Raw genomic sequence first — 24,474 nt, 5'->3', positions numbered from 1 at the left:
GTTTAAAAGAATGAATTTTATTAATTATAAAATAAAAGCATACGCTGTTGCTATTTTAGGTTCGGGGATGTTTATAGCATGTGCTCAAACTAAATCTGTAACTGCAGCAAAATCTGCAGTAGAAACTTCAAAATCAGGAAAAGTAGTTCCCACCAATCTCAGATGGTCTGAAAGAATGATGCTATCTGAAATGCACCGCTTCCCGGAATCCTGGATGCTCGATTTCAGCAAAAGCCCGAAATGGACTTATCCTTCAGCAATTGTTCTGGACGGGGCTGAAAAATTATACGAAAAAACCGGTAAAAAAGAATATTACGACTATATCAGCGACTTCGGTGAAAAGCTGGTAAAAGAAGACGGAACCATACTTACCTACGAATTGGAAAAATACAATATCGATCTTCTGAACAGCGGAAATGTCTTGCTATATCTTTATGAAAAAGAGAAAAAAGAAAAGTATTTAAAAGCATTAAAAATGCTTCGTACTCAAATTGACGGACAGCCAAGAACCAAAGAAGGGTCTTTCTGGCACAAAAAAATATATCCGTATCAGGTTTGGCTGGACGGCCTGTACATGGGAATGCCTTTTTACACGCACTACACACGGGATTTCGTAAAAGGTGCAGAAGCAACAAAAGCGTATGATGATATTGTTTTCCAGTTTGATTCGGTACAAAAGAATCTTTTAGACAAAAAAACAGGACTTCTTTATCACGGTTGGGATGAAAGTAAAGAACAGGCCTGGGCAGATAAAAAAACCGGACTTTCACCTAATTTTTGGGGAAGAGGTATGGGCTGGTACGGAATGGCCATGGTAGATGTCCTGGATTATTTGCCTAAAGACCATCCGGGAAGAGCAAAATTAATTTCTTACATAAAATCTTATGCAGATGCCATCATCAAAGTTCAGGATAAGAAATCCGGTCTTTGGTACCAGGTTTTAGACAAGCCTTTAGAAAAAGGCAATTATGAAGAAGCAACAGCATCAGCAATGTTCGTTTATACGATCATTAAATCGGTTAACGAAGGTTATCTTCCAAAATCATATAAAACTGCAGCAAAAAAGGGTTACGACGGAATTATCAGAAATTTAATCACGGTTGATGAAAATGGCGTGGTCAATTTAAATAAATGTTGTGCTGTTGCCGGATTAGGAGGAAAGCCTTACAGAGACGGTTCCTACGAATATTATGTAAACGAGGAAATCCGTTCAAACGACGGAAAAGGAACAGGACCATTCATTTTGGCAAGTTTGGAATTTGAAAAATAAATTTATCCGAACAAAGTGAAAGCAGAGTGAAGGATAATGATAAGAGATTTCTCATAACATCGAAATGACAAAGTAATTAAAACACTCAACCTTTGCTGAGTAAAGCGCCTTTGCAAACTTAAAAATGAACAGCATAATTGGCAAAAAATCTTCGCTCTTTGCGTTAAAATTAGACAGATCAAAAAATCTGGTTATGAAGACAAAAAATATATTAAATATACTTTCAATCACAGTTTTTTCCTGTGCATCAAATTATCTCTACACACAGGAAAAAAACTACGTTTCCGAAGTCTGGACTGCCGATCAGGGCAAAAATTATAGAAATCCGATTCTTTATGCAGATTATTCCGATCCGGATGCTATCCGTGTAGGTGACGATTATTATATGACAGCTTCAAGCTTCAATGAAGCTCCCGGCTTGCCGATTCTTCACTCCAAAGATCTTGTGAACTGGAAATTGGTGAATTATGCACTTCCGGATGTTCTCCCAACCGAACATTTTTCAACTCCAAAACGGGGTGACGGAGTTTGGGCGCCTAGTATAAGATTCCACAAAGGTGAATTCTATATCTATTGGGGTGATCCTGATTTCGGAATTTATATGGTAAAAACCAAAGACCCGCTGGGAGCCTGGGAAAAACCGGTTTTGGTAATGGAAGGAAAAGGATTAATCGATTCCTGCCCGTTCTGGGATGATGATGGAAATGCCTATTTAGTCCATGGCTGGGCAGGAAGCCGAGCCGGAGTGAAAAGTATTTTATCCCTTAATAAAATGAACCCTGAAGGAACAAAAGTGCTGGATAAAGGAGTTCATGTGTTTGACGGTCATGATGCCCATCCAACCGTTGAAGGCCCGAAAATGTACAAAAGAAACGACTATTACTATATTTTTGCTCCTGCAGGTGGCGTTGCAACCGGATGGCAATTGGTATTAAGGTCAAAAAATATTTACGGGCCCTATGAGGAAAAAGTGGTACTGGAACAGGGTTCAACAAAAATCAACGGACCTCATCAGGGCGCCTGGGTAGATACCCCTTCTGGTGAGGATTGGTTCTATCATTTCCAGGATGTTGATACCTATGGAAGAATCATTCATCTGCAGCCCATGAAATGGGAAAAAGACTGGCCGGTAATAGGAATTGACCACAATAAAAACGGAATCGGAGAACCGGTTTTAACCTACAAAAAACCAAATATAGCCCAATCATACCCTATCGTTACTCCTCCTGAAACCGATGAATTTGACAGTCAAAAATTAGGCTTACAATGGCAATGGAGCGCCAACGAAAATATAGTCTGGTCATCCAAGCTTCCGGGGCAGAAATTTTTAAGACTATTTTCAATGAAAGTTTCTGAAGATGAAAAAAACCTGTGGAACGTTCCGAATTTATTAACCCAAAAATTCCCGGCTCCGAATTTTACAGCTTCTACCAAAGTTAAATTGACACCGGAAGATGCCAAAGAAGGGAAAACCGCAGGATTACTGATCATGGGGTTAGATCATGAATCCATTGTGATTACCAATAAACCGGACGGCTATTATTTACAGCTAAGAAGAGCTGAGAAAGCCGATAAAGGCGGTGAGGAAAAGGTTTTGTTTGAAACAAAATTAAAAGGAAATGAAGTCTATTTAAAAGTAAATGTAAATGAGCCAAATGGCTTATGCCAGTTCAGCTACAGTGAAAATGGTAAAAGCTTCATTAAAGCCGGCGAAGTTTTTCAGGCCAAACCCGGAAAATGGATTGGTGCTAAAGTCGGTTTATACTGCATAAGTACAGCAAAAGCTTCCCGCGGTGGATATGCTGATTTTGACTGGTTCAGAATAACTAAAAATTAAAAGGCTTACATAAATGACTTAATAAACCCTGGCTTAAACCTTATAGGTTTTAAAAACCTATAAGGTTTGTAAGAATAGGATTACTAAAAAATATAAAGATCAACCAACAAATAGGTTTAAAAATAAGTCAATGATAAAAACAATATATAAAACCGTTTCATTTTTATCCGTCGTTTTGTTCCTGTCCGCATGCCGGCCACAAAGCAATGCTCAAAAGGCAATGACAAAAAGCAATAAAAAAGTCACACATATTTATCTTATCGGAGATTCCACAGTAGCAGATTATACCGGAGATTACGAACCCGGCAAAGATTATATGAAAGCACGTTACCCGATTACCGGTTGGGGACAGGTTTTCCAGCCATTTTTTGTGAAAGACAGCCTGATTTCTTTAAAATCTGTGATTAAAACAGATTCTGTGGCAGTTATCGACAGAGCACATGGAGGAAGAAGCACCCGGACATTTTTCCAGGAAGGAAGGTGGAGATATGTTTACGAGCATTTACAGCCCGGCGATTATGTTTTGATGCAATTTGGTCATAATGACGGTTCAGAAAAGCATACGGAACGGTATGTAAATATTCAGGGATATAAAGAGTTTTTAAGATTATTTGTAACTCAGGCAAGGCAAAAAGAAGGAAACCCGGTTATTATAACACCCGTTGCCAGAAATTATCCCTGGAAAGATGGAAAGCTGGAAAATATACACGGTGAATATTGGCAGGCTCCTATTGATATTGCTAAAGAAATGAATGTTCCTTACATTGATTTAAACAAACTATCAATGGAATATTTTACCCGGAAAGGCCAGGATTTCACCACCAATCATTATTTTATGAATCTTCCTGAAGGCACTTATGAAGCTTATCCTAAAGGTCAGAAAGACAACACCCACTTTCAGCCTGAAGGTGCAAAAGTAGTAGCTTCAATTGTTTATCGGGAATTTAAAAATATAATTAAAACTCAAAAAAAATAAAATGAAGAAGTCTTTCAAAATTATCGGTTTAGCAGCAGCCATGATATTTTCAGGGCGAATACAGGCTCAGAATCTGGATATTTATAAGAATATTGAGTTTAAAATGCCTCAGGTGGCAGAAACTTCTTTCGCAGCGAACACCGTGTCAATTATCCAATACGGTGGAGTTGCAGGCGGAAGTGTAAAAAACACGGAAGCTTTCAGAAAAGCAATCGATGACCTCAGCAAAAAAGGTGGCGGAAAATTGGTTGTTCCAAGAGGAATGTGGCTGACAGGCCCTATCGAGTTAAAAAGCAACATCAATCTTCATGTAGAAGAAGGTGCTTTTATTATTTTCAGTAAAGATAAAAATGATTATCCTTTGGTTGATGTAAGTTTTGAAGGGTTAAACACTATTCGTTGCCAGTCTCCCGTTTCAGCGAGAAATGCAACCAACATTGCCATCACGGGAAAAGGAGTGATTGACGGAAGCGGCGATGCATGGAGGGCCATCAAAAAAGGAAAAGTATCTGAATCTGAATGGAAAGAAATCACTGCATCAGGTGGAATTTTATCTTCCGACGGCAAAACGTGGTATCCTTCAGAAAGTTATAAAAAAGGATTTGAAAGCAGCTCGAGCTTCAATGTTCCTGACAGGATTTCTAAAGAAGAACTTAAATCGGTTAAAGATTTTCTTCGTCCTGTTATGGTAAGCCTGGTGGGTTGCGATAAAGTTTTATTGGATGGGCCCACTTTCCAGAATTCACCGGCATGGAATCTTCATCCATTGATGTGCTCCAATGTGATTTTAAAAAATCTTACCGTCAGAAATCCCTGGTTTTCCCAAAACGGCGATGGTGTCGATCTGGAATCCTGCAAAAATGTTTTGATTTATAACAATACTTTTGATGTAGGTGATGATGCAATTTGTATTAAATCAGGAAAAAATGAAGACGGAAGAAAAGAAATATGCCGACTGAAAATGTCATCATTAAAAATAATATTGTGTACCACGGCCACGGCGGTTTTGTGGTAGGAAGCGAAATGTCCGGCGGAGCAAGAAACATTCATGTTTCAGACTGTATTTTCATTGGAACGGATATCGGCCTGCGCTTCAAAACAACGCGTGGAAGAGGCGGAATCGTTGAAAATATTTACATTAAAAATATTGATATGATCAATATCCCAACCCAGACGATTGGCTTCAACATGTTCTATGAAGGTGCTTCCCCGGTTTTGGAAGACGGACAGAAAAAAGAAGGCAATACATCACCGGAAAAGATATATCCTGTGACAGAAGAGACCCCGGTTTTCAGGAATATTTTCTTTAAAAACATTCATGCAGTGAATTCTTATGAAGCGATTACTTTATTCGGCCTGGCAGAAATGAATCTTAAAAATATTGTGATAGAAGATTCTCAGTTTGATACTAAAAAAGCTTTAACGATTGTAGACGCAGACGGAATTCAGTTAAAAAATGTAAAGCTTAAATATTCTGAGGGAACGGGGGCAACAGTTTATAACAGTAAAAATATCAACCTGTCAACCGTAAAGTTTGAATCCCAAAATAAGCCGTTCATTAAAGTTTTAGGGAACAAAACAGGAATGATACTGTTACCGAAGGAAGTGGCGTCAGATAAAAATGCGCTTTCAATCGGAACGGAAGTAGCAAAAAATTCGGTTAAATAAAATGGATCAGGGATAATTGGATAAAAATTTAAGACTTAATAAATTTTTAAGAGTAATAAACCAGGCTTTACTTAATATCTCTTATTGAACGGTTCAGAATTTAAAATTTGACGACATGATATTTGATAAACTCACTTATATTTCTATTTTCTTTGTATGGATGACAGCATTCGGTCAGGCACAACGGCCGAATGCTAGTCCATACACCAATGAAGCTGCCTATGAAAAATTAAAGAAAAAATATCCTTTTATCACCCCTTTAGGCCGGTCTGTCCCACAAAATACAGGAATTGATAAAGATGTGGAATACGCCAATATCAACGGGCTTTCCTTAAAAGCTGATGTGTATTATCCTCTTGATAAAACAAAAATGCATGCAGGAATTGCAATGGTACACGGCGGTGGCTGGATTTCAGGAAGCAAGGAAAATGAAAAATATATGGCGATGGAACTGGCTTCAAAAGGTTATGTCGCAATAGCAGTCGGTTATCGGCTGGCTGATGTGGCAAAATATCCCGGAGCCGTTGAAGATATTGAGCAAGCCATTCATTGGTTAAAGAAAAACCATAAAAAATATGCTCTGGATAAAAACAGAATAGCCGTTTTAGGTGAATCTGCAGGAGCACAGATCGCCACTTTGGTCGGGGTAAAATCAAAGAATAAAATTAAAGCCATAATCAATGTTGACGGAATTGTTTCATTCATTCATCCCGAAGCTGAAGAAAGCACTTATGCTTCGTATTGGCTGGGTGGCGACAGAGAGGTTAATTTAAAAAACTGGACTGAGGCTTCCCCTTTGGAATATGTGGATAAAAATACACCTCCTACCCTTTTTATCAACAGTTCTCAGCCAAGATTCCATGCAGGAAGAGACGATATGATGAAAAAATTAAAGAGTTATCATATTCCGACTGAGTTTCATGAAATCAAAGATTCACCGCATTCATTCTGGTCGGCAGAGCCCTGGTTTACTGAAACCCTGAACTATACAGTTGACTTTTTAAATAACGTTTTTCGGTGATATAAATTATGATTTTAAATGCAAAGATAGCCATCCTCTGCTCCTTAAAATTATCATAAAGAAATGAAGAAATCTTTGTGTAAGAAAATAACAATCCAGTTTATGAAAAAATTATTTTTAATTCTGTTTATTTTAATGATAGATTTTCTCCTGGCAGGAAATGATCCGTACATAAAAGTGACCGTAGCAAAAAACGGAAGCGGAGATTTCACCTCAATTCAGAAAGCGATCAGTTCGATCAGGGATTTAGGCCCGGCGGAAGCATTGATCGTTATTAAACCCGGAATATACAATGAAAAAATTGTCATTCCATCGTCAAAACATAAAATTACATTAGCAGGCGAAAATAAAGATAACACCATTATCACCAACAATGATTTTTCTGGAAAAAAGGATGCATTTAATGAAAAAATTACCACCTTCAATTCCTATACTTTATTGGTGATGGGTGATGATATTAAAATCAGTAACCTGACGATTCAGAATAGTTCGTGCAATGAAGGTCAGGCTGTTTCCCTTCATGTGGAAGGCGATCGTTTTGTGATTAAAAACTCCAATATTCTGGGATGCCAGGATACGACTTATTCAGCAACCAATCACAGCAGACAGTATTTTGAAAACTGTTATATCGAAGGCACAACTGATTTTATTTTCGGGCAGGCCACCGTTGTTTTTAAAAATTGTACAATTAAAAGCTTAGCTGATTCTTACATTACTGCAGCGGCAACAGAAGCTGACAGAAAATATGGTTTCGTCTTTTTTGATTGTCAGTTAATAGCCAAAGAAGGCATCACAAAAGTCTATTTGGGAAGGCCCTGGAGACCTTATGCTAAAACAGTTTTCATCAATACCGGAATGGGGAAACACATCGTTCCGGAAGGCTGGAATCCCTGGAAAGGCGATAAAATGTTCCCTGATAAAGAAAAAACCACTTACTATGCAGAATACGGGAGCAAAGGCGATGGCAGCAATACATCAAATCGGGTAAGCTGGTCGCATCAGTTGACAAAAAAAGATCTGAAAAATTATACCATTGAAAAGATTTTTGATGGCTGGAATCCGAATATGATTAATAAATAATGCGCAATTATAACCACAACTCAATCGAGATACTCCTGAACTTTTTTATTTGACTCTGCTGGATTCCAAGACAAAAGAATTTTTAATTAAAAAAATTATAATGAATAAAACGCTTATCCTACTATTTCTATTCTTATCGATCATCACATCTGCCCAGAAAAAGCCAACGTTATTTTTGATTGGTGATTCCACAATGGCTAATAAAGAAAATCCTGATAAAAATCCGGAACATGGCTGGGGACAGGTGCTTCCGCTATTTTTAACAGGAATTGAGATTCAGAATTATGCGACCAACGGAAGAAGCTCGAAAAGCTTCAGGACAGAAGGAAGATGGGATAAGATAATGAAACAGCTTAAAAAAGGAGATTTTGTTATTATCCAGTTTGGGCACAATGATCAGAAGATAAAGGATTCAGCCCGTTTTACCAATCCTTACACTCAGTACAGAGCCAATCTGGAAAGATATGTCAGTGAAGCAAGATCAAAAGGAGCAATCCCGATTCTCATGACCTCAATTGTCAGAAGAAATTTCAATGAAAATGGGGTCTTGGTGGATACCCATAAAGAATACCCCTTAGTGGTAAGGATGGTTGCCAATGATATGAAAGTTCCGTTTGTTGATTTGCAGTTATTAACGGAGCAGATGGAAATTTCTTATGGTCCTGAAAACTCAAAAAAACTGCATCTGCATTATAAAAAAGGGGAAGCTGATTATTATCCTGAGGGGAAAAATGATGATACCCATTTGTCGGAATTAGGTGCGGAATCCGTTGCAAAGCTGGCTGTAAGCTCTTTGAAAAATTTAAAAACAGGTTTGGAGAAATATATTAAATAATAAAGCTGCTACAGGTTTACAGTATATATTTTTAGCAGAAATTTTGCATCCAGTTTGTCATTCCGGAGGAATCTCTACTTCATATATATCATTGAATTGCCTGGATTCCACACTCCACTCCGTTTCGCTCAGAATGACAAATTTGAAAGTATCTTTTCATAGTTTAGAAATGTATCTGAAATTTACAGTGACTTAACTAATAAAACATAAAAAATGAATTTCAAAAAAGAGCCGTTCTTTGACGGCAATTCCGGATGGGAAGATTTAGGAGGTGGTGTTTCCAGACAATTTGTGGGTTACAATTCCCAGGTGATGATGGTGATTGTAAGATTTGAGAAAGCTGCTATTGGAGCTTTACATCAGCATTTCCATTCTCAGATTACTTATGTGAACTCAGGAAAGTTTGAAGTAACGGTGGGTGACGAAACAAAAATTTTACAGAAAGGAGATGGATTTTTTGCCCAACCCAATATTTTTCATGGGGTAAAATGTCTGGAAGAAGGGCAACTGATCGATACTTTTACGCCATTTAGAGAAGATTTTTTCAAAGATTAATTATTTAAAATGAGAAAGCCATGAAAAAATCTGTTTTTATCTTAATTGTTTTCCTTTTCACTCAGTTATCCGCACAGGAAAAAATCATGGTTTGGCCCAAGGGTCAGATGCCGAACTCTAAAGGATTACTGCTAAAAACCGAAGAAAAAGAAGGAAGGATTGTACAAATAAAGGAAACCGAACTTTTTGCTTTTTTACCCCCGAAGGAAGAAAGAAAACAGATGGCTGTTATCGTTATTCCCGGTGGTGGATATTACAAACTTACTTACGATTTGAATGGTTATCAGATTGCAAAATGGTTCAATACACAAGGAATATCTGCTTTTGTTTTAAATTACAGATTACCGACGTCTCCGGATTTGAAACAAAAAGAAATTGCCCCATTGCAGGATGTTCAGGCAGCGATAAAATATCTTAGAAAGAATGCAAATCAATATGGTATTTCACCGGAACAGATTGGTGTAATCGGAACTTCTGCGGGAGGACATCTGGCGGCAACGGCAAGTAATATTTCCACAGATTATACAGAATTAAAAGGCGACTGGGAAAATATTTCTACCATTCCGAATTTTGCTATTCTCGTTTCTCCGGTTATTGATTTAGGCGAATTTGCACACATCGGAAGCCGTAACAGCTTGCTTGGTGAAAATGCTTCTCCGGAAAAAATCAAAGAATATTCAATGCAGAATCGGGTAACGGAAAAAACACCTCCTACAATATTATTTCATGCACAAAACGATAAAACAGTTCCTGTAATGAACAGTATTTTGTATTTCCAGCAAATGATAAAAAATAAAGTAAAAGGGGCTGTGTTTATCTTTCCGGAAGGTGAACATAAAATAGGTATTACCAATAAATCTGAACTAACGGATAACTGGAAAAAACTATGCTCAGACTGGCTTAAAACAATAATTAATAAGTAGGCGGCTTTGAAGTGGGATATTGAATGGAGAAATTCTAAATTGATAAAACTTATCATTAAATCTTCGTTAGAAGGGAATTGCAGAGTAATAATGGCTTCATTGGTGGCTTCGGGAGCCTCAGCCACCAAGTCACTGTTGAAGCGGCAAAAGGTGAAAACCCAAATGAATATTATCAGGTTAATGCAATCAGAACTCCTTTAATTTCTGAAAAAAACCGGACTAAAAGGGTTTCTGATTTTACAGCTGAAAGAGGCCGAAATTATCTTTTCGAAGTTCAATAATTTTAAACAACCAAATTTATTCGCCCGCAGATTCATGACCGTACAAAATCCCCTGTAGATATGTGTTGTCTTCGGGATTTTTTATCTCTAAAAAAACCATTTAAAAATTTTAAATATTATTTAAAATGCAATCGGTTGTTCATATAAATTAAATAACATTATAATTATATAAATATTAATACATTAAAATATAAAACAATTTATTAATTATTATATAATTTTATCTAACATTAACAAAGAAACAATTATTAAACTATGAAAACAAAAATCAAAGCTGCCTTTCTTACGGCAGCTCTAAGCTCTGCTTTTGCTTTAACAGGCTGCGGGCAAGATGACATTAAAAGTGAATTAACCGAAAATTCAAATCTACTCAGGCTTGAAAAATCTCTTTCTGCCAACGCCGTTATTCCTCTGGCCAGCTGCTTTGCTCCCGGGTGGGCTTCTCAAAACGGGGGAACGACCGGAGGTGGAACGGCAGCAGAGACAACAGTTTCCACATACGCCCAATTAAAGGCAGCTATAGAAAACACTTCTGTAAAGGTGATTAAAGTAACGGGAACGATTACAGTCACGGCCCGTTTGTCTTTCCAGGATCAGACCGGGAAAACAATTTATGGGGCAAGCGGTGCCAAGCTGGTTTCTACTGATCAGACGGCAAGCGGATCCGGTATCATCAATATTAAAAGATGTAATAATATTGTGATCAGAAACCTGATTTTTGAAGGGCCGGGAGCTTATGATACCGATGGATGGGATAACGCCATTCTTGATGACTGCCGAAATGTATGGATCGACCATTGCGAGTTCAGGGATGGTGTTGACGGAAATTTTGACATTAAAAACAAATCAGATTTCGTTACCGTATCTTATACAAAATTCCATTATCTGAAGGCTCCAAAACCCGGAGGCTCAGGAGGTACAGATGATCACAGGTTCTCTAATCTTATCGGCTCAAGTGATGGGGCAACGGCAGATGCCGGAAAACTTAATGTGACTTTCGTTCGTTGCTGGTGGGCACCCGGATGCAGAGAGCGTATGCCCAGGGTAAGATATGGCAAGATTCATATCATTAACAGCTATTTTAACAGTTCGGTAAGCAACAAATGTATTGCTGCAGGCGTACAGGCCAATATTCTGGTAGACAGAAATGTCTTTGAAAATGTAAAAGAACCGATCAGCCTGATGAGCGGATTCACAGCTGTGACCCAGACAGGCAGCACTTTTACCAATGTAACAGGCAATACTGCAGGAAGCGGAACAGCATTTACGCCACCGTATTCCATCCCGGCTTTATCTGTTTCTGCTGTTAAAGCTGATGTGACAGCCAATGCGGGTGCTACCTTAAGCGGAAACATTTGCAATTCTTTATAATCAGGAATTTAAAATATTTTGGATGTAAAAACGACCGGGAATTTCCCGGTCGTTTTTTATTGTATATGAGTTTATAGATAGCTAGTCAGATAAATTGCTCTTTTCCAGCCATTTCGGATATTCTTCGGTAATAAGCTTTCCGGGGGCATCACCAAACCAGCTGTAACCATTTCTTCTTTCCTCGGAAACTTCATTGTAATTATATTTTACACTTCCGTCACGGTCTCCAAAAAGAGGTTTATTGGTCGGGATATCATAAAACCTTGCCCAGATTACCGAGCTTTTGTCTTCTTTCAAAATTCTTAATGTTTTTCCGTTTTGCTTTGAAACGTTATAGCTGTATCCATCGATCTTATTTTCTTTAAACCATTTTACGGCAGCTTTCACAGAGCTTTCAATTTCGGGAGTAACAAGCTGCATCATCAGAAAACGAACGATATTCACAGATTCTCCTGTCGCTAATGAAATGGGTTCAAAAGCTCTGGCTTTATCGGGTTGCAGAGTGATTTCATTATACTGGTCTGCCCATATCGACGGATTTCCTTTTTGCATCACCTGGGTTTTCAAAATACACTGGATTCCTTTTTGTACGGCCAGTACTGATTTTTCTTTCAGCTTAGGATCAACAACGTTAAAATCATTTTTACTTCCTGCTACATTATATAAAACCGTGAGCGCATTGATCATTGCATTGTCATTATAGGTCACCTGTTTCCTGTACAATCCGGAATTCGGGTAATACTGAGGGAAACCACCGTTTTCATATTGCATTATGAGAAGATATTTAATCCCTTTTTCCGCAGATTTCAGGTATTCAGGATTTTTTGTGGATTGGTAGGCTTTTATCAGTGCATTGATTTCTCTTGAGGTCGCGTTGTTATCAATTGTTGCGTGGTCGTCACCTGTTGCCTTTATTTTCTTTAAAAGATTTTTATCAATGGGAAGGCTATAATTCACGACCGATTTATCATCGAGCTGTTTTCCCCAACCGCCATTCGGCAGCTGGTAGATTAATATTTTTTCCGCCAGGGTGTCTTTGGCCTGAGCTGAGAAAGTGAGAGTAATGAATGAAAATATCAGTATTGAAATTTTAAATTTCATTTTCATATTGTATTATTTGATCTTAATAACTAACGGATGGGCAATAATCATGGATTGTTTTTGCAACAATGCTTCCCAGTCTTTCCGGGTCTGAACCTGACCGCTTTTCTGCCATGCAAATCCGGCGTAATAAATCAGTTTATTTGAAGGTTTTGTAACAACCAGCAGATTACTCTGATCTGCAACATCCGATTTTCGTGCCCAGGATTTTTTAACGGCAGCGGGGTTTACCACAACTCCTTCGCCTACAAAAGCGTCATCAATTTTTTCCCAGTGAAGATACCAGCCGTCTTTATCATTTATTTTTACTTCACCTTCGTTTTTATGCAGGGTGATTCCGACCGTGTAATTCGGAACCGGTTTTTCTGTTTCAAACCTGGATTCAAACCTGGAAAAATTAGAGCCAATATCAAGGGAAATCCTTTTTATTTCACGAACTCCATATTCACTCCATGGGCTGTAAGTAAGCTCAAAAACAGTACGCAAAGGACCTTCTGCAATTGTTTTAGCTGTCACGAAATTCCGGGAAACCTGAAGCTGGTCATTATTCCAGATACCGATTCCACCGGTTCCCCTGCTGTCTCCAACATGATACGGGTCATAGCCTTCGCCTCTTGTATCTTTATGGTAATACATCGGGTCTGTGAGATATCCTTTGTACCATTTATTGATTACAGGCTGATCTGTTCTTTTCAGCCAGATATCAATTCCACTTGAAAGTGTGCTTCCCTGAACTCCCTCCAGGGCTTCTTTCTGACCTTTCGGCCCGTAAACCCTGAACGCAATTTTATCATTTTCCCAGGCATAATCATCTACTCTTTCCGGCACCAGTCTTGAGTAAGCGGTTACTTTAGCTTCCGGAACAGGAATTTCTGCATTTCCTACGATGGTATAGGTATTGGTTTTCTTTGCTTCTATTGTCGTGAGGAAGAGCAATTCGTCATTTTTCCCGTCACCGTCATCATCGATCCATTGAATAGGAAGATATTTATCGTGACTGTCTTTTATTCTGAGATCTGTTTCTTTGTTTTTGCTTAAAAATGATTTCAACCGGGTTGAAGAGATTGAAACGATTTCACTTCTTGGGAAATCCAATGTATTGCTGACCTGAACAGAATTTTGAGCTTTCAGGGAATTCACCAAAAAAATGCAATCGATTGCACAAACCCATCCGAAAAGGGACATTTTATTCATAAGCCTATTGAATTGTTTTTTCAAATTTAATCAATTATTCTATGTGAAAAATAAAAATCCTTATCAATGATAAGGATTTAACGGTATTTATTTCAAATTTACTTGCTATATAAGGAATGCAGCATACAGTCAGAGAAATTTTTTCCTTTCAAAATCCTGAATCACATTGATGTTTTAACTATTCTACTGATTTTAGAAATATTATCTAAAAACGCCCGACTCGATGAGCCGGGGCGTTATTTAATTATTCCACAATTAATGGAATTGTCTTTGTCATAAGTTTACCATGAAAGATTTTAATCTTATTCTTTTTTAAGGAATCTATATCAAAAGGAGTAAGATACTTTCTGATCTCAGTACTGTCAAAAGATACTCCGAATTGTATTGTATAATTTTTGTTTTTCTTAAGATCATAATATCCTCCGGTTGCTCGGGTCTGTGAAGCAAGTAATGCCAATTTTCTTTCCGCTCCTTTGCCTGAGAACGGATTAATAAATACAGCATTTTTTTTCATTTTTCTGTTTATTTCAAACCATAGCATATCTCTGTCAAAACCCTTTTGTCTGAAAGTTTCCATTGTTACAGAATCTTTCTTGCTATACCCGGAACCTGAAATATTAACAAAAATGTTCTTACTTTCTATTTTTTTATTATTTTCATCTTTTATAATGACCTCATATATTCCGATCAGCGGAAAACTGCCTACTCCGAAATCATTAATAGAATAAAAAGCATAATTGTTTGCCGTATTGTTATCAATGGAGATCTTATGCTCCACCTTGTTAGCATAAAACGGATCATCAATAGCTAATGTAACTTCATTGTTCTTAACACATGAAATAATTAGAAAAGATAAAATTAATATTAACAAGCTTTTTTTAATGTCCATATTGATTCATGAGTCGTTTTGAGATTTCTGCATTTCTATTCATAGCAGCCTGTGCCTCCATGTACTCTCTTTGATTTCCTGCATAGGCCATAGACCACATATAAGCAGAAATTTCTGACGTTGCTATTTTATATGCATCTGCCACTTTTGAATTAACATTACCTGCCCACATGCTATGTAAACCATGGCTTTCATTAGCAGCATGGATCAGTTCATGACCAATTGTTTGCGCGACCCCCATCCATCTGTCCGACTTTATCATTTCAAGGTTTATCGTAATGGTTCCGGCACTGTTTACATAAGTTTCAGCCAAAACTCTACCACCATCTTCACCAATTAAAGGGGTGATTCCCCGATTCGTTACTTTAAACCATATTACCGTTCCATGTTTTACCTTTAAGAGTAATTCATTAAGAATAGGGACTCCTCTAACTAATTTAATAAGATCTTCAGGTTTTCCGCTAAAAGAAGTAGCAACTGCGCTTTTGTTATCTCCAAGAAACTTTTCAACTTGTTCTTTAAGTTTTTCATAATTGGATTTATCAAATCCTTCAATTGTTAAATGTGCCACATGATTTAGGCCTGAAGAAATAAGTCCTTGCTTCACTCCCTGCCAGAAATTTCCACCTGCAATAGCAGCAGAAATACCTCCACTTAAGCCTCCACTCACAATCATTACGGCTTTCATTGCTTCTTTTCCGAAACCATTATACACTATATCTCCACCTGCAGCTCTGGTCGCGGCAAAATCAATTCCCAAAGACTGCATACCGCTTGCCATAAGAGAAGATACTGCTCCACTTAAAGCTCCGCTACCGAATTTACCTCCGTCAATTACTGACATAAATCCTCCTGTGGAAGCATGCATAGCCGCTTCAAAGAGTGCTTTTCCGACCGTGAGATACTGCCCGAAAACCGATGTGGCCATACTTCCGATCCCAAAACTCAATGCTCCCGAAAAAGCTCCCATTACAGCAGCTTTTCCTAAACCATACCAAAACGGAATACCATTAATCATATTCACAATAACCTTAGTGGTAATGGCTACAGCTAAACCAATAAGAGCAGCCATCCCCAAAGTAATCGGTTCATATCCGTCAACATCTATGTATAATAGTGGATTATTATAGCCATATCCGAACCTGTCATAACTCTGTGTGTTAAACTGATCAGGAACTATTGTATCAGGGCTTAAAAACTTCCTTACAACCGGATCGTAAATACGGGCATTCATATTGACAAGCCCTACGGTCTGGAGGTGCTCATGTCCCGTATACCCTCTGCTGATAAATAAAGGCATAAACCTCAATTGGTCTGCATTTGTAATCAATTGTCCACTGACATTAACCAAGCCTTTCAGATTCCCCCAAGCATCAAAAAATCTTTTTTCTACAACAGATCCATCCGTTTTGGTAATAGCAACTATACTGTTGAGATTATCCCTGTGAAGGTAATAATTATTTTTTTCTGTTAGGGCTCCATTTGTAAAAACCTCTTTTTTAATATAATTGGCAGAATACGGATCTCCATTAATATAGGTAATCAGTTCTGTAACCCCGGTTAAAATATTTTTAGTAAGTTCAATCCCAAAATCAGAGGAATAATATTTGGTATATTTGCCGGTTTTTGAACCCATTGAATATCTTGACTGCAGAATATTGTATTCAAAATGCAGATTATCCCTGCCCGCCAATATAATATTATTCGGATTTCTGAATGCATTGTAAGTTACATTGGCAAAACCTCTCTGTGTATTTATATTTTGCCCGTTAGTATTAAAGTCAACACTTTTTAATTTATAATCATTGACATCGTAATTATATTTCCCAAGTTCTGAATTTGAAGTTATCCGTCCTCGGTTATCATAAGTATATTGATTGGAAAGAACCCCATTGACTGCTTCAGTGAGCAAACGATTTAATTTATCGTAAGTGAAATCTTCCTTATTTCCGAAAATATTATTTCTTCTCCAGTTCAGAACTCCCTTATTTACATCATAATTATAGTCGATATCTACTGCAACAGTTCCATTATTGGTGTTCTGATGTTTAATATTGAAAAGAGTAAAGTCTGAGGGGCTATATTGATTAGCTATGGAGTATCCGTTACCATATTCCATTTGTGTATATTGTCCCTTAGCATTAATATCCGAAAGATGCCAAATCATTGTATTGGAATCAATATCATTCTGCTGAACAAGTATTCCATTTGCATCATAAACATTTTTGATACTGGAAGTTGACATTCCCTGCCCCAGCAGTACAGTGCTGATTGTTGTCTGATCTATTCTTCCATAACTGTCATAAGTATTTGCAGAATTATAAATAAAATCAGGAGTCTCTTCACTTTTAGCATACAAACGGTAATACTGATCATAATAAGAAGTATATATAAAAGATTTTCCGTTACTTATGCCTGTGATGGTTTCAGGAAGTTTTGTCTGTCCGTTATAGGTATATGTTTTTTCAATATTTGTATTTTCAGCAGGTGTATTACCATAGGTTTTCTCAGTCTCCGGCCTGCCAAAATTATCATAGGTATAAAGGGTATATCCTTTAGGAGCTGTCTGTTTAGTCATGCGACTTACGTTGTCAAACTCATAAGTATAAGTTCCTGCGGAAGGATCTGTTTCTTTAGTCTTATTCCCCCATCCGTCAATTTCATAAGTCGTTTTTATACCCTCATAATTAGACTCTTTTAAAGCTCCGTTCGGATAGTATGAAAACGCAATAATACCACCATGATCCTGATGTCGTATGGTATGCCCCATAGCATCAAGAGTTTTAGATGTTTTTTTGTATCCGTCATCCACTGTTACCTTCATGCCTTCGTAACAGGTAGTCATTATCTTTCCTGTAAATGCAATATTTTTCACAGGACGATTCATTTCATCATATTCGATAGAATTCCATTTGGGAGTTTCACCTTCAAAGAAAGGTTCTGAAAATCTGGATTTTCTTCCGAAAACGTCATATTCTGTTTTTACAACCAACCATTTTCCATTGACAGACTGAGATTTTGTTTGTATTTCCCGGTCAAATTTATCGTATGTAATAATGGTTTCTGCTCCACCTTCCCGTTTTTTATGAAGGTTATATTGTCCTCCGGTAGAGATATCAGCTATAGATTTTGACAAGGTTGTTTTTTTGCCAAGATAATCGGTTATTTCCGTAGCATTTCCCCATGGATCATAAATATATGAGGTATTAAGCCCCATAGGAGAAGTTTCTGAAGCTACCTGACCAAATATATTAACATTAGCCTGAGAAAACAGGCCGTCAGGTGTTGTGGTTTTGTTGACATAACGATTAGTGGTATCATATCCATATCCTGTCGTCTGGGGTGTTATTCCTACTGTAGAAAAGGTTTCACTTTCCATATTCCCCAAACTGTTGAACGTATAAGTTGTAACAAGAGGTGGTTTGTTTGCATCATTCCCATACTTTCTCTTTTCACTTAAATTCCCGTTTGGATTGTAATCAGTTTCTTCCCTTGTGGTGAAAGACAGTCCATCTTTGTATGTTGTACTCTCCAATGAAGCAAACTTCCCATAGAAATAATGATCCCCGTTAAAAAATTCCGGTTTATAATTATATTTAGAAAGTGAAGAACCGATTCCATTATAATCTGTAAATGCACTCTTCAGTTTTAGTCCGTCTGTCTCATCATAATCATATTTTTTAGTGATGATGATATTTTTCAAATAATCTTTTGAAGTTTCATCAGTTTCTAAGATCAGGTACTGATGATTGCCCTTATCAAACTTCTTATGAATAGTTTTGGTTTCTGTAATGAATTTTTTAATCCCGCCGTATGTTGCTGAAACTACTGCATTATCCATTAAAGGATCTTTGGTAGTGATATTCCAGAACAGTTTTTTTACAGGATCCTTATTGACATATTTATTATTTTTAAGTTCAGACACATAGGCATCACTCACATAAATTTTTTGAAACCCAAGGAATCCTCTTCCTTCAAGATGCTGAATTCCATTTTCGTAACGATATTCATTGGTAAGTACATTACTATTAAAAATAGTATGAATTTTACTTACCAGATAATAAGATCCATTGGTATTATGGGTATAATAAGGATATTTTAATTGTACATCAGGCTTATAATTGTAAACTACATCTGAGTTACTGTAATTCGGAATCATAGGTCTGTACTCAATCTTTTGAACTACTGATGAACCGTTATCTACTTCCTGTATCTGGGTTTCCAGGAAATTATCATTTTTAATCTCAAATGTTCTGTCCTTTCCTATCAATGGATCATGAATATAAATTCCTGTGGTGTAGGTATTAAGTTGGTTAAAGCTATGTTGCGCAACAATCAGGGAAAGTGGTGAAATTGTCGTATTTTCTAACGGAATATTCTGAGCTAGCGGACGGAATGTATTGGAAACCGCAGTTACAAGACCATTCTGTAAAAATTTGATCTTATTCACCATATTGGAATTGAAGTAATTACCAGCCTGCCCCATCCATGGATATTCTACACTGTTCCCTAAATTACTTACCGTTGTTTTGTATAAAAGTTCGTCGGTCGTATATTTTGCTTTTCCGATCTTGATACTGGTGATAATATCCGTTCTTCCATCTCCATTGAAATCAGCCATAATGATCGAGGTATTGATATACTCGCTCCCCTCATATTCATCAAACTCACTGTTCCAGAATTTATCCCAGAAAGAAGTACGTTTGATAACATTTCTGCTGGAAGGCACTGCATATACTAATTCGCCGTCGTTATAAGTCTCCGTGTACTTTTCAAAACTGTTTCCTTTTGAACGGTATATGTACCAGTAATTGGTTTCAGTCTCCATTTGCTTCACCAAAGAGCCCAAAGCTTTAAAAGCATGTGGATCCATTTCATATACTTTTCCGGGAGTCATGAAGTCAGTAAGGCCGTCTCCATTAAAATCTCCCATGAATAAAGGAGTCTTAGGAGTAAATGAATTGAACAATGCTACATCGGCAAGTTTAATATTGATTGTACTTGCATTCATATCCAATTTATAGATGGTGAATGATTTTTGGGCTGCATTTACTCCCAAAATTTCAGGAATTCCGTCACCATCAAACTCCATATTATAATAGGTTCTTCCAACAAAACCAGCAGGAATCGTAATTTCCGCAGGGGTAATGGAAGTTGCTTGTATTTTTCCGGCCTCTACCAAATATACTTTAGCGGCTCTATTATCATTTGCCGATTCAAAAATTAAGAAATCCAAAAGGCCGTCATTATTAAAATCTCCCGTATGGAATGTTCTTTCGGTTTTATCCCTGTAAATAGTTTCCGGGGTGATAATATCACCCGTATAATGATCATAGTCAGGTGGTGTGGTAAAAGTACCTCCCGGCAGATTTATTTTTAAAGTTCTTCCGGCAACACCTGTAAGATCATCCATATGAAAAGTGACCTCATCTACCAGCGCCCCTCCGGCATTCACATCTCCAATATAATTGGTAGTGATCCCGATTAATGCATCCCTTAATGAGATATTGTCATTGAAAAGAACTTTTCCTGCATAAAATGCAGTTCCTCCATTGGTAGCATAATTTAAATTAACAATTCCTCTTTTACTGGATATTCTGTATCCGGCTGTTTTTGATTTTACTCCATATACCGGTTCCAGTTTTCCTGCCTCGAAAAAATCTCCCATGGCTACACTTCCCAAACCGTTAATATCATGGGCAAAAGTTGGAATACTGTAAGAATTGGTTACGATTTGTGACCCCGTAGAAGTATTATAACTAAAATTCAAGGGTCTCAGCTTATCACCGGTACCATTTTCAACTTCCACTTTACGCAATCTCTCCATGCGATATCTCGTATCGTTCTGAAGAATATCATAGGTAAGAGTATATTTTCTAAATACTCCTGTAGTTGTCGTTCCGGAAGTAATATAATCAATAATCCTGTTACTTGTTGAGATGAGTCCATTCCTGTAATAATAACTATTGAGAGTACGCATTTTATAGCTGATACTGATATAATATTTATCAGTAATAGCATCGGTTCCACCATAAGATATTTTTACAAGTCTTACATTCTTTCTTTCAACAGATTCATTGACATTCTCAGATTCATAGCTATAATGAATCTGATTATCCATCGCATCTGAAAGCTGTACAATATAATGCTGACCTGGTGACAGTTGTTTATATTTAGCTATTTTACCATCTGTATATTGAATAATAAATGAATATTCCCCAGAAGACGGTTTTGTAATTTTTACTTTTGAATATTTCTCCGTAACAAAAGTAGTTTCATTGATTTTAATTAACCTTTGGCCATCCAGATAATAGGGATCTGTGTTATTAAACTGAGGACCTATAGTTATCCCGTCAATCAGTTTATTTTTCCCTCCCTGATTGATCATTGAAATACCTACTACATTCCAACCCCATCCGGCCTGGCCGTTTCCACTCTGGCTATTATAAGCAAGAGCGATATTCGGATGATGATCATTGATTCCTTTCACAGTTTCAACAGGTATTGTATAGGATAGTGTTCCTCCATCATTTACATTCATTTCTCCATTAACAGTAGGTACCAATACATCGGCAGGATTTGTTTTCTGAGTTGAAGATGATGATGACGATCTTGAACTACTGTTATTATTTTCAGCATATCCGGATGTGTCATATTGTAAAGTAATACTTGTCTGCTTCTGGGCAATCAGAAATACCGAAGTAACAAATAACAATAAAGAATATATTTTGAGTTTCATATTAACCGTTACCATTTTAGAATGTTTTTGGAGATAATCTGCCCTGTATTTAGTACAAAATTTGCAATAAAGGCCCCTTGTAATTGATTTTGAAGATTAAAAGTGGTGGTATTGATTCCATTTCCAGGTGCAAAACCGTAGATAATCACACCGACTGAACTAGACACCTGAATATTATTGATCTTATTCAGTGCCGGGCCAGACCAGCTCATCGTCACATTATAAGAATCCGATGCCTTGGTAGGATTGGGTGAAATCACAATACTGTTTTTAATAGCTTCAAGCTCGTCACTACTATATCCCTGAGATACAGAACCCGGTCCGGTATCCGAAGTACAGCCTGCCCCTGCCAAAATATTACCTGCTTCATCATAAGTAAAACATACTGATCCCTGATCATAGGTACCTGTTGGGCTTTGAGCTACTTTTTCAATATTAATCAGGCATACCCTGTTCAAAAGATCATTCACATTATCAGTCCAGTCCAGATAACTATAATTTTGCTGAAAATCATCCCTCACCAGATCTTCATAACTTTGTGTAGGTGGAACGTATGTGGCTGCCAATGGATTGGGTATAGCCTCATAATCAGTAGAATTGGGATTAAACTGGATAGAGTTTACATTATAAAACTGGGCCGGATCTTGCCAAATGTTGGCAATAAAATTAAAAGCATCCTTGTCATTCCATTCATATTTACTCTTTTCGATAAGGTTTATCCCGTTAAATGAACGTCCCAATGATATTCTTTCCGATTTGTTTCTAAGAATGATACGGTCCTGAAGAATAATCTGATTATCTTTTCCTGCAGTTGTTGAGAAAAGCTCCGTAAAAGGAGTCATCTCCGAAGGAAAACTACTATATGCAACGACCATAAACTCTCCTTTTTTAATCGTTTTATCTGCAGGAAGCCAGAATATTCCCTGACCATCTTTTAAGTACCAGTCTTTAAGGGTAATATCTCTGTCACTTATATTGTATATCTCAACAAATTCACCCCAATGGTGTTTTTTTGCACTAACAATACCACTATCATTTTGAAAGGACATCTTCTCATTGTATGGTGTATTGTAATATACTTCTGTAATTACTAACTGGGAATAAACAGATTTGAAGTAAAGCAAAAAAATTAAGGAAATAATAAATTTCAGCTTCATAGTTTATCGATTAGTTTTTGTAGATTTTGTAAGTGAACAATTTTAGAAGAATCCCGGCTAAGATTCATCATTGCAAGAGATTTGACGAAATCATCTGCATCTTCGAGATAAGATTTAGGGTTAACCGCAATGCCCACTACTTTCTTTTTCCCATCATCATTACCTGTTTTCACATAATATCTGGCTGCCAAAACATTCAACCTGTCGATTGTATGAGCATTTGATACCCCGTACATATTCCTACATTCTTCCTGTATTTTATTTTTTGCAGCGTCTGTCTGTCCTGTAATAATATCTAGTTTTATCAGTCTGGTAAGAAGTTCGAATTTCTTAGTAGGTGCGAGGGTATTATCTTTCAAAAACGGGATCAGTGCTGTCAGCTCCGAAGGAACCGGAGTATGGGTATCTTCTGCTTTTCTCAGATAGGCATCAAATAATGCCAAAGCCGACCAGAATGTTTTTTTAATATTATGGTTTTGGGCTTCAAGCTCAATCAGCGTATCGTATTTTTTCTGATACTTAGCCAGGTCTCTGATGTATTTTATAAAAAGAGGATCCTGTTTGTTAACCGTATCATAATATTTAATAGCATGTTCCAAGGCCACATCTGTATTTTTCTCTTTTCTGTATTTTTTGAGGGTCAGCTGATACATTTCCCTGATGTGCGGCCGTCTGATATCATTATTAGGTTTAGAAAGAAGCTCCCCGAGCTTGGCACTCATCTGTTCACTGGAGTATTCATTGAATCTGTTTTTGTTATACTGATATTGATCTTTTCTGTATTTTTTTAAAGGCGCATTGGTATGAGGATTCTCCGTATCTGCATTCCATTCTACAAACTTGGTGATTTTCTCAAGCTGTTTGGCAATATTATGATGGTTGGAATGCCCTTCTAAAAATGAAGCATATTTTTCTTTGACCTCTACCAATACTCTTCCTTCTATACCCAATGTACCGGCTAATTTTTTATTTCCCATTGCCGCATTAAAGTATTCTCTGTAAAGTCTCTGCTTTATGTCAGCATTTTCCGGATTAATTTTTACCGCCTCACCAAGCAATTTAATGACGTCTTCCTGTTGTCCGCCGGAAAGAATAATTTTTCTTAAGCCATCATAAGCTCTGACCTCGCCAGGATATCCGGCAAGTATATCATCATATATCTTCTTAGCCTCCTCAAACTTACCTACACGACGCAAAGAAGCAGCCTCTTTTAAAGCTGCATCAACATCTATAATATGAGTACGTTTAAATGATTTTGAAAATAAAAAATTAGGAAAAAGCAGAGAAACAGCGCCTAATGAACTTAGGGCTAGAAATTTTTTTCTGGTTATCATTTTTTAGTTTTAAAAAAAGGGGAAGACAGGGTTTAATGCCTGGATTGTTGTACCACATAAGTTTTAAAATCAATGTTTAACTTCCCCTTACATTGATGCAAATATAAAACTTTTTATAATTCAATGAAATAATACCAATTCAATTTAACGTGATTTTTATCATATTTTTACTCCTTTTACATCTTTTTAACATAAAAACATACAATAAATCATAAATTTAACTACTTATAAGAAAATAAAAAT

The 24,474-nt window shown here is 37.1% G+C and carries 18 protein-coding genes; 12 read left to right on the top strand and 6 right to left on the bottom strand.

The window, feature by feature from the left end:
• Window positions 1–10 precede the first annotated feature (10 nt).
• The 12 genes from PMI13_RS14680 to PMI13_RS14630 all read left to right on the top strand — a co-directional run bounded on the left by PMI13_RS14680 (window position 11) and on the right by PMI13_RS14630 (window position 11,817).
• Complete coding sequence (locus tag PMI13_RS14680) at window positions 11–1,270, top strand: glycoside hydrolase family 88/105 protein (RefSeq protein WP_007845054.1); 1,260 nt, start codon at window positions 11–13, stop codon at window positions 1,268–1,270.
• Window positions 1,271–1,463: 193 nt separating this feature from the next.
• Window positions 1,464–3,107 carry a glycoside hydrolase family 43 protein gene (locus PMI13_RS14675; RefSeq protein ID WP_007845049.1) on the top strand — a complete coding sequence of 548 codons (1,644 nt, stop codon included), beginning with the start codon at window positions 1,464–1,466 and terminating at the stop codon, window positions 3,105–3,107.
• 130 nt (window positions 3,108–3,237) lie between these two features.
• Entirely contained in the window at window positions 3,238–4,083 is an 846-nt protein-coding gene (locus PMI13_RS14670; protein ID WP_007845047.1) for a rhamnogalacturonan acetylesterase, read from the top strand.
• Between the two features lies 1 nt (window position 4,084).
• Window positions 4,085–5,098 (top strand): glycoside hydrolase family 28 protein, encoded by a 1,014-nt coding sequence (locus tag PMI13_RS21415; protein ID WP_007845045.1) that lies wholly within the window; start codon window positions 4,085–4,087, stop codon window positions 5,096–5,098.
• Window positions 5,068–5,751 (top strand): glycosyl hydrolase family 28 protein, encoded by a 684-nt coding sequence (locus tag PMI13_RS21410; RefSeq protein WP_007845043.1) that lies wholly within the window; start codon window positions 5,068–5,070, stop codon window positions 5,749–5,751. The genes PMI13_RS21415 and PMI13_RS21410 overlap by 31 nt, the downstream gene beginning before the upstream one ends.
• A gap of 115 nt (window positions 5,752–5,866) precedes the next feature.
• Window positions 5,867–6,772, top strand: a complete 906-nt coding sequence (locus PMI13_RS14660; RefSeq protein ID WP_007845041.1) for an alpha/beta hydrolase — start codon at window positions 5,867–5,869, stop codon at window positions 6,770–6,772.
• Window positions 6,773–6,874: 102 nt separating this feature from the next.
• The gene (locus tag PMI13_RS14655) at window positions 6,875–7,852 is read left to right on the top strand and encodes a pectinesterase family protein (protein ID WP_007845039.1); all 978 of its coding nucleotides are present in this window, start codon (window positions 6,875–6,877) and stop codon (window positions 7,850–7,852) included.
• A gap of 100 nt (window positions 7,853–7,952) precedes the next feature.
• The gene (locus PMI13_RS14650) at window positions 7,953–8,687 is read left to right on the top strand and encodes a rhamnogalacturonan acetylesterase (protein WP_007845037.1); all 735 of its coding nucleotides are present in this window, start codon (window positions 7,953–7,955) and stop codon (window positions 8,685–8,687) included.
• 213 nt (window positions 8,688–8,900) lie between these two features.
• Window positions 8,901–9,242, top strand: a complete 342-nt coding sequence (locus PMI13_RS14645) for a cupin domain-containing protein (RefSeq protein WP_007845036.1) — start codon at window positions 8,901–8,903, stop codon at window positions 9,240–9,242.
• Window positions 9,243–9,262: 20 nt separating this feature from the next.
• Window positions 9,263–10,165 (top strand): alpha/beta hydrolase, encoded by a 903-nt coding sequence (locus PMI13_RS14640; RefSeq protein ID WP_007845035.1) that lies wholly within the window; start codon window positions 9,263–9,265, stop codon window positions 10,163–10,165.
• A 77-nt stretch (window positions 10,166–10,242) separates the two neighbouring features.
• Window positions 10,243–10,446, top strand: coding sequence for a hypothetical protein (locus tag PMI13_RS14635; protein ID WP_034669605.1), 204 nt, complete (start codon window positions 10,243–10,245; stop codon window positions 10,444–10,446).
• A 255-nt stretch (window positions 10,447–10,701) separates the two neighbouring features.
• Complete coding sequence (locus tag PMI13_RS14630; RefSeq protein ID WP_007845034.1) at window positions 10,702–11,817, top strand: pectate lyase family protein; 1,116 nt, start codon at window positions 10,702–10,704, stop codon at window positions 11,815–11,817.
• 81 nt (window positions 11,818–11,898) lie between these two features.
• On the opposite strand, the gene pelA is transcribed toward PMI13_RS14630, so the two are convergent.
• The 6 genes from pelA to PMI13_RS14600 form a co-directional block, all read right to left on the bottom strand.
• Window positions 11,899–12,924, bottom strand: coding sequence for a pectate lyase (gene pelA, locus PMI13_RS14625; RefSeq protein ID WP_202948034.1), 1,026 nt, complete (start codon window positions 12,922–12,924; stop codon window positions 11,899–11,901).
• A 6-nt stretch (window positions 12,925–12,930) separates the two neighbouring features.
• Window positions 12,931–14,112: a DUF4861 domain-containing protein gene (locus tag PMI13_RS14620; protein ID WP_007845030.1), complete on the bottom strand. Its 1,182-nt coding sequence runs from the start codon at window positions 14,110–14,112 to the stop codon at window positions 12,931–12,933.
• Window positions 14,113–14,356: 244 nt separating this feature from the next.
• The gene (locus PMI13_RS14615; protein ID WP_007845028.1) at window positions 14,357–15,001 is read right to left on the bottom strand and encodes a hypothetical protein; all 645 of its coding nucleotides are present in this window, start codon (window positions 14,999–15,001) and stop codon (window positions 14,357–14,359) included.
• Window positions 14,991–21,740: an RHS repeat-associated core domain-containing protein gene (locus tag PMI13_RS14610; RefSeq protein ID WP_162129631.1), complete on the bottom strand. Its 6,750-nt coding sequence runs from the start codon at window positions 21,738–21,740 to the stop codon at window positions 14,991–14,993. The genes PMI13_RS14615 and PMI13_RS14610 overlap by 11 nt, the downstream gene beginning before the upstream one ends.
• Before the next feature lie 8 nt (window positions 21,741–21,748).
• Window positions 21,749–22,897 carry a lamin tail domain-containing protein gene (locus PMI13_RS14605; RefSeq protein ID WP_007845016.1) on the bottom strand — a complete coding sequence of 383 codons (1,149 nt, stop codon included), beginning with the start codon at window positions 22,895–22,897 and terminating at the stop codon, window positions 21,749–21,751.
• A complete protein-coding gene (locus tag PMI13_RS14600; RefSeq protein ID WP_007845015.1) occupies window positions 22,894–24,231 on the bottom strand; it encodes a tetratricopeptide repeat protein in 1,338 nt (445 codons plus the stop codon). Before PMI13_RS14600 ends, PMI13_RS14605 begins: the two co-directional genes overlap by 4 nt.
• Between the last annotated feature and the right edge of the window lie 243 nt (window positions 24,232–24,474).

It is taken from the genome of Chryseobacterium populi (assembly GCF_000282115.1).
In the GTDB taxonomy this organism is placed as follows: Bacteria; Bacteroidota; Bacteroidia; order Flavobacteriales; family Weeksellaceae; genus Chryseobacterium; species Chryseobacterium populi.
This window is presented reverse-complemented; position numbering and strand designations above follow the sequence as displayed.

Coding starts and splice junctions, on each gene's coding strand:
- PMI13_RS14605 (WP_007845016.1), bottom strand. CDS start 22,897: ATGAAGCTGAAATTTATTATTTCCTTAATTTTTTTGCTTTACTTCAAA.
- PMI13_RS14660 (WP_007845041.1), top strand. CDS start 5,867: ATGATATTTGATAAACTCACTTATATTTCTATTTTCTTTGTATGGATG.
- PMI13_RS21415 (WP_007845045.1), top strand. CDS start 4,085: ATGAAGAAGTCTTTCAAAATTATCGGTTTAGCAGCAGCCATGATATTT.
- PMI13_RS14600 (WP_007845015.1), bottom strand. CDS start 24,231: ATGATAACCAGAAAAAAATTTCTAGCCCTAAGTTCATTAGGCGCTGTT.
- PMI13_RS14610 (WP_162129631.1), bottom strand. CDS start 21,740: ATGAAACTCAAAATATATTCTTTATTGTTATTTGTTACTTCGGTATTT.
- PMI13_RS14640 (WP_007845035.1), top strand. CDS start 9,263: ATGAAAAAATCTGTTTTTATCTTAATTGTTTTCCTTTTCACTCAGTTA.
- pelA (WP_202948034.1), bottom strand. CDS start 12,924: ATGAAAATGAAATTTAAAATTTCAATACTGATATTTTCATTCATTACT.
- PMI13_RS14670 (WP_007845047.1), top strand. CDS start 3,238: ATGATAAAAACAATATATAAAACCGTTTCATTTTTATCCGTCGTTTTG.
- PMI13_RS14655 (WP_007845039.1), top strand. CDS start 6,875: ATGAAAAAATTATTTTTAATTCTGTTTATTTTAATGATAGATTTTCTC.
- PMI13_RS14620 (WP_007845030.1), bottom strand. CDS start 14,112: ATGAATAAAATGTCCCTTTTCGGATGGGTTTGTGCAATCGATTGCATT.
- PMI13_RS14645 (WP_007845036.1), top strand. CDS start 8,901: ATGAATTTCAAAAAAGAGCCGTTCTTTGACGGCAATTCCGGATGGGAA.
- PMI13_RS14680 (WP_007845054.1), top strand. CDS start 11: ATGAATTTTATTAATTATAAAATAAAAGCATACGCTGTTGCTATTTTA.
- PMI13_RS14675 (WP_007845049.1), top strand. CDS start 1,464: ATGAAGACAAAAAATATATTAAATATACTTTCAATCACAGTTTTTTCC.
- PMI13_RS14650 (WP_007845037.1), top strand. CDS start 7,953: ATGAATAAAACGCTTATCCTACTATTTCTATTCTTATCGATCATCACA.
- PMI13_RS14615 (WP_007845028.1), bottom strand. CDS start 15,001: ATGGACATTAAAAAAAGCTTGTTAATATTAATTTTATCTTTTCTAATT.
- PMI13_RS14630 (WP_007845034.1), top strand. CDS start 10,702: ATGAAAACAAAAATCAAAGCTGCCTTTCTTACGGCAGCTCTAAGCTCT.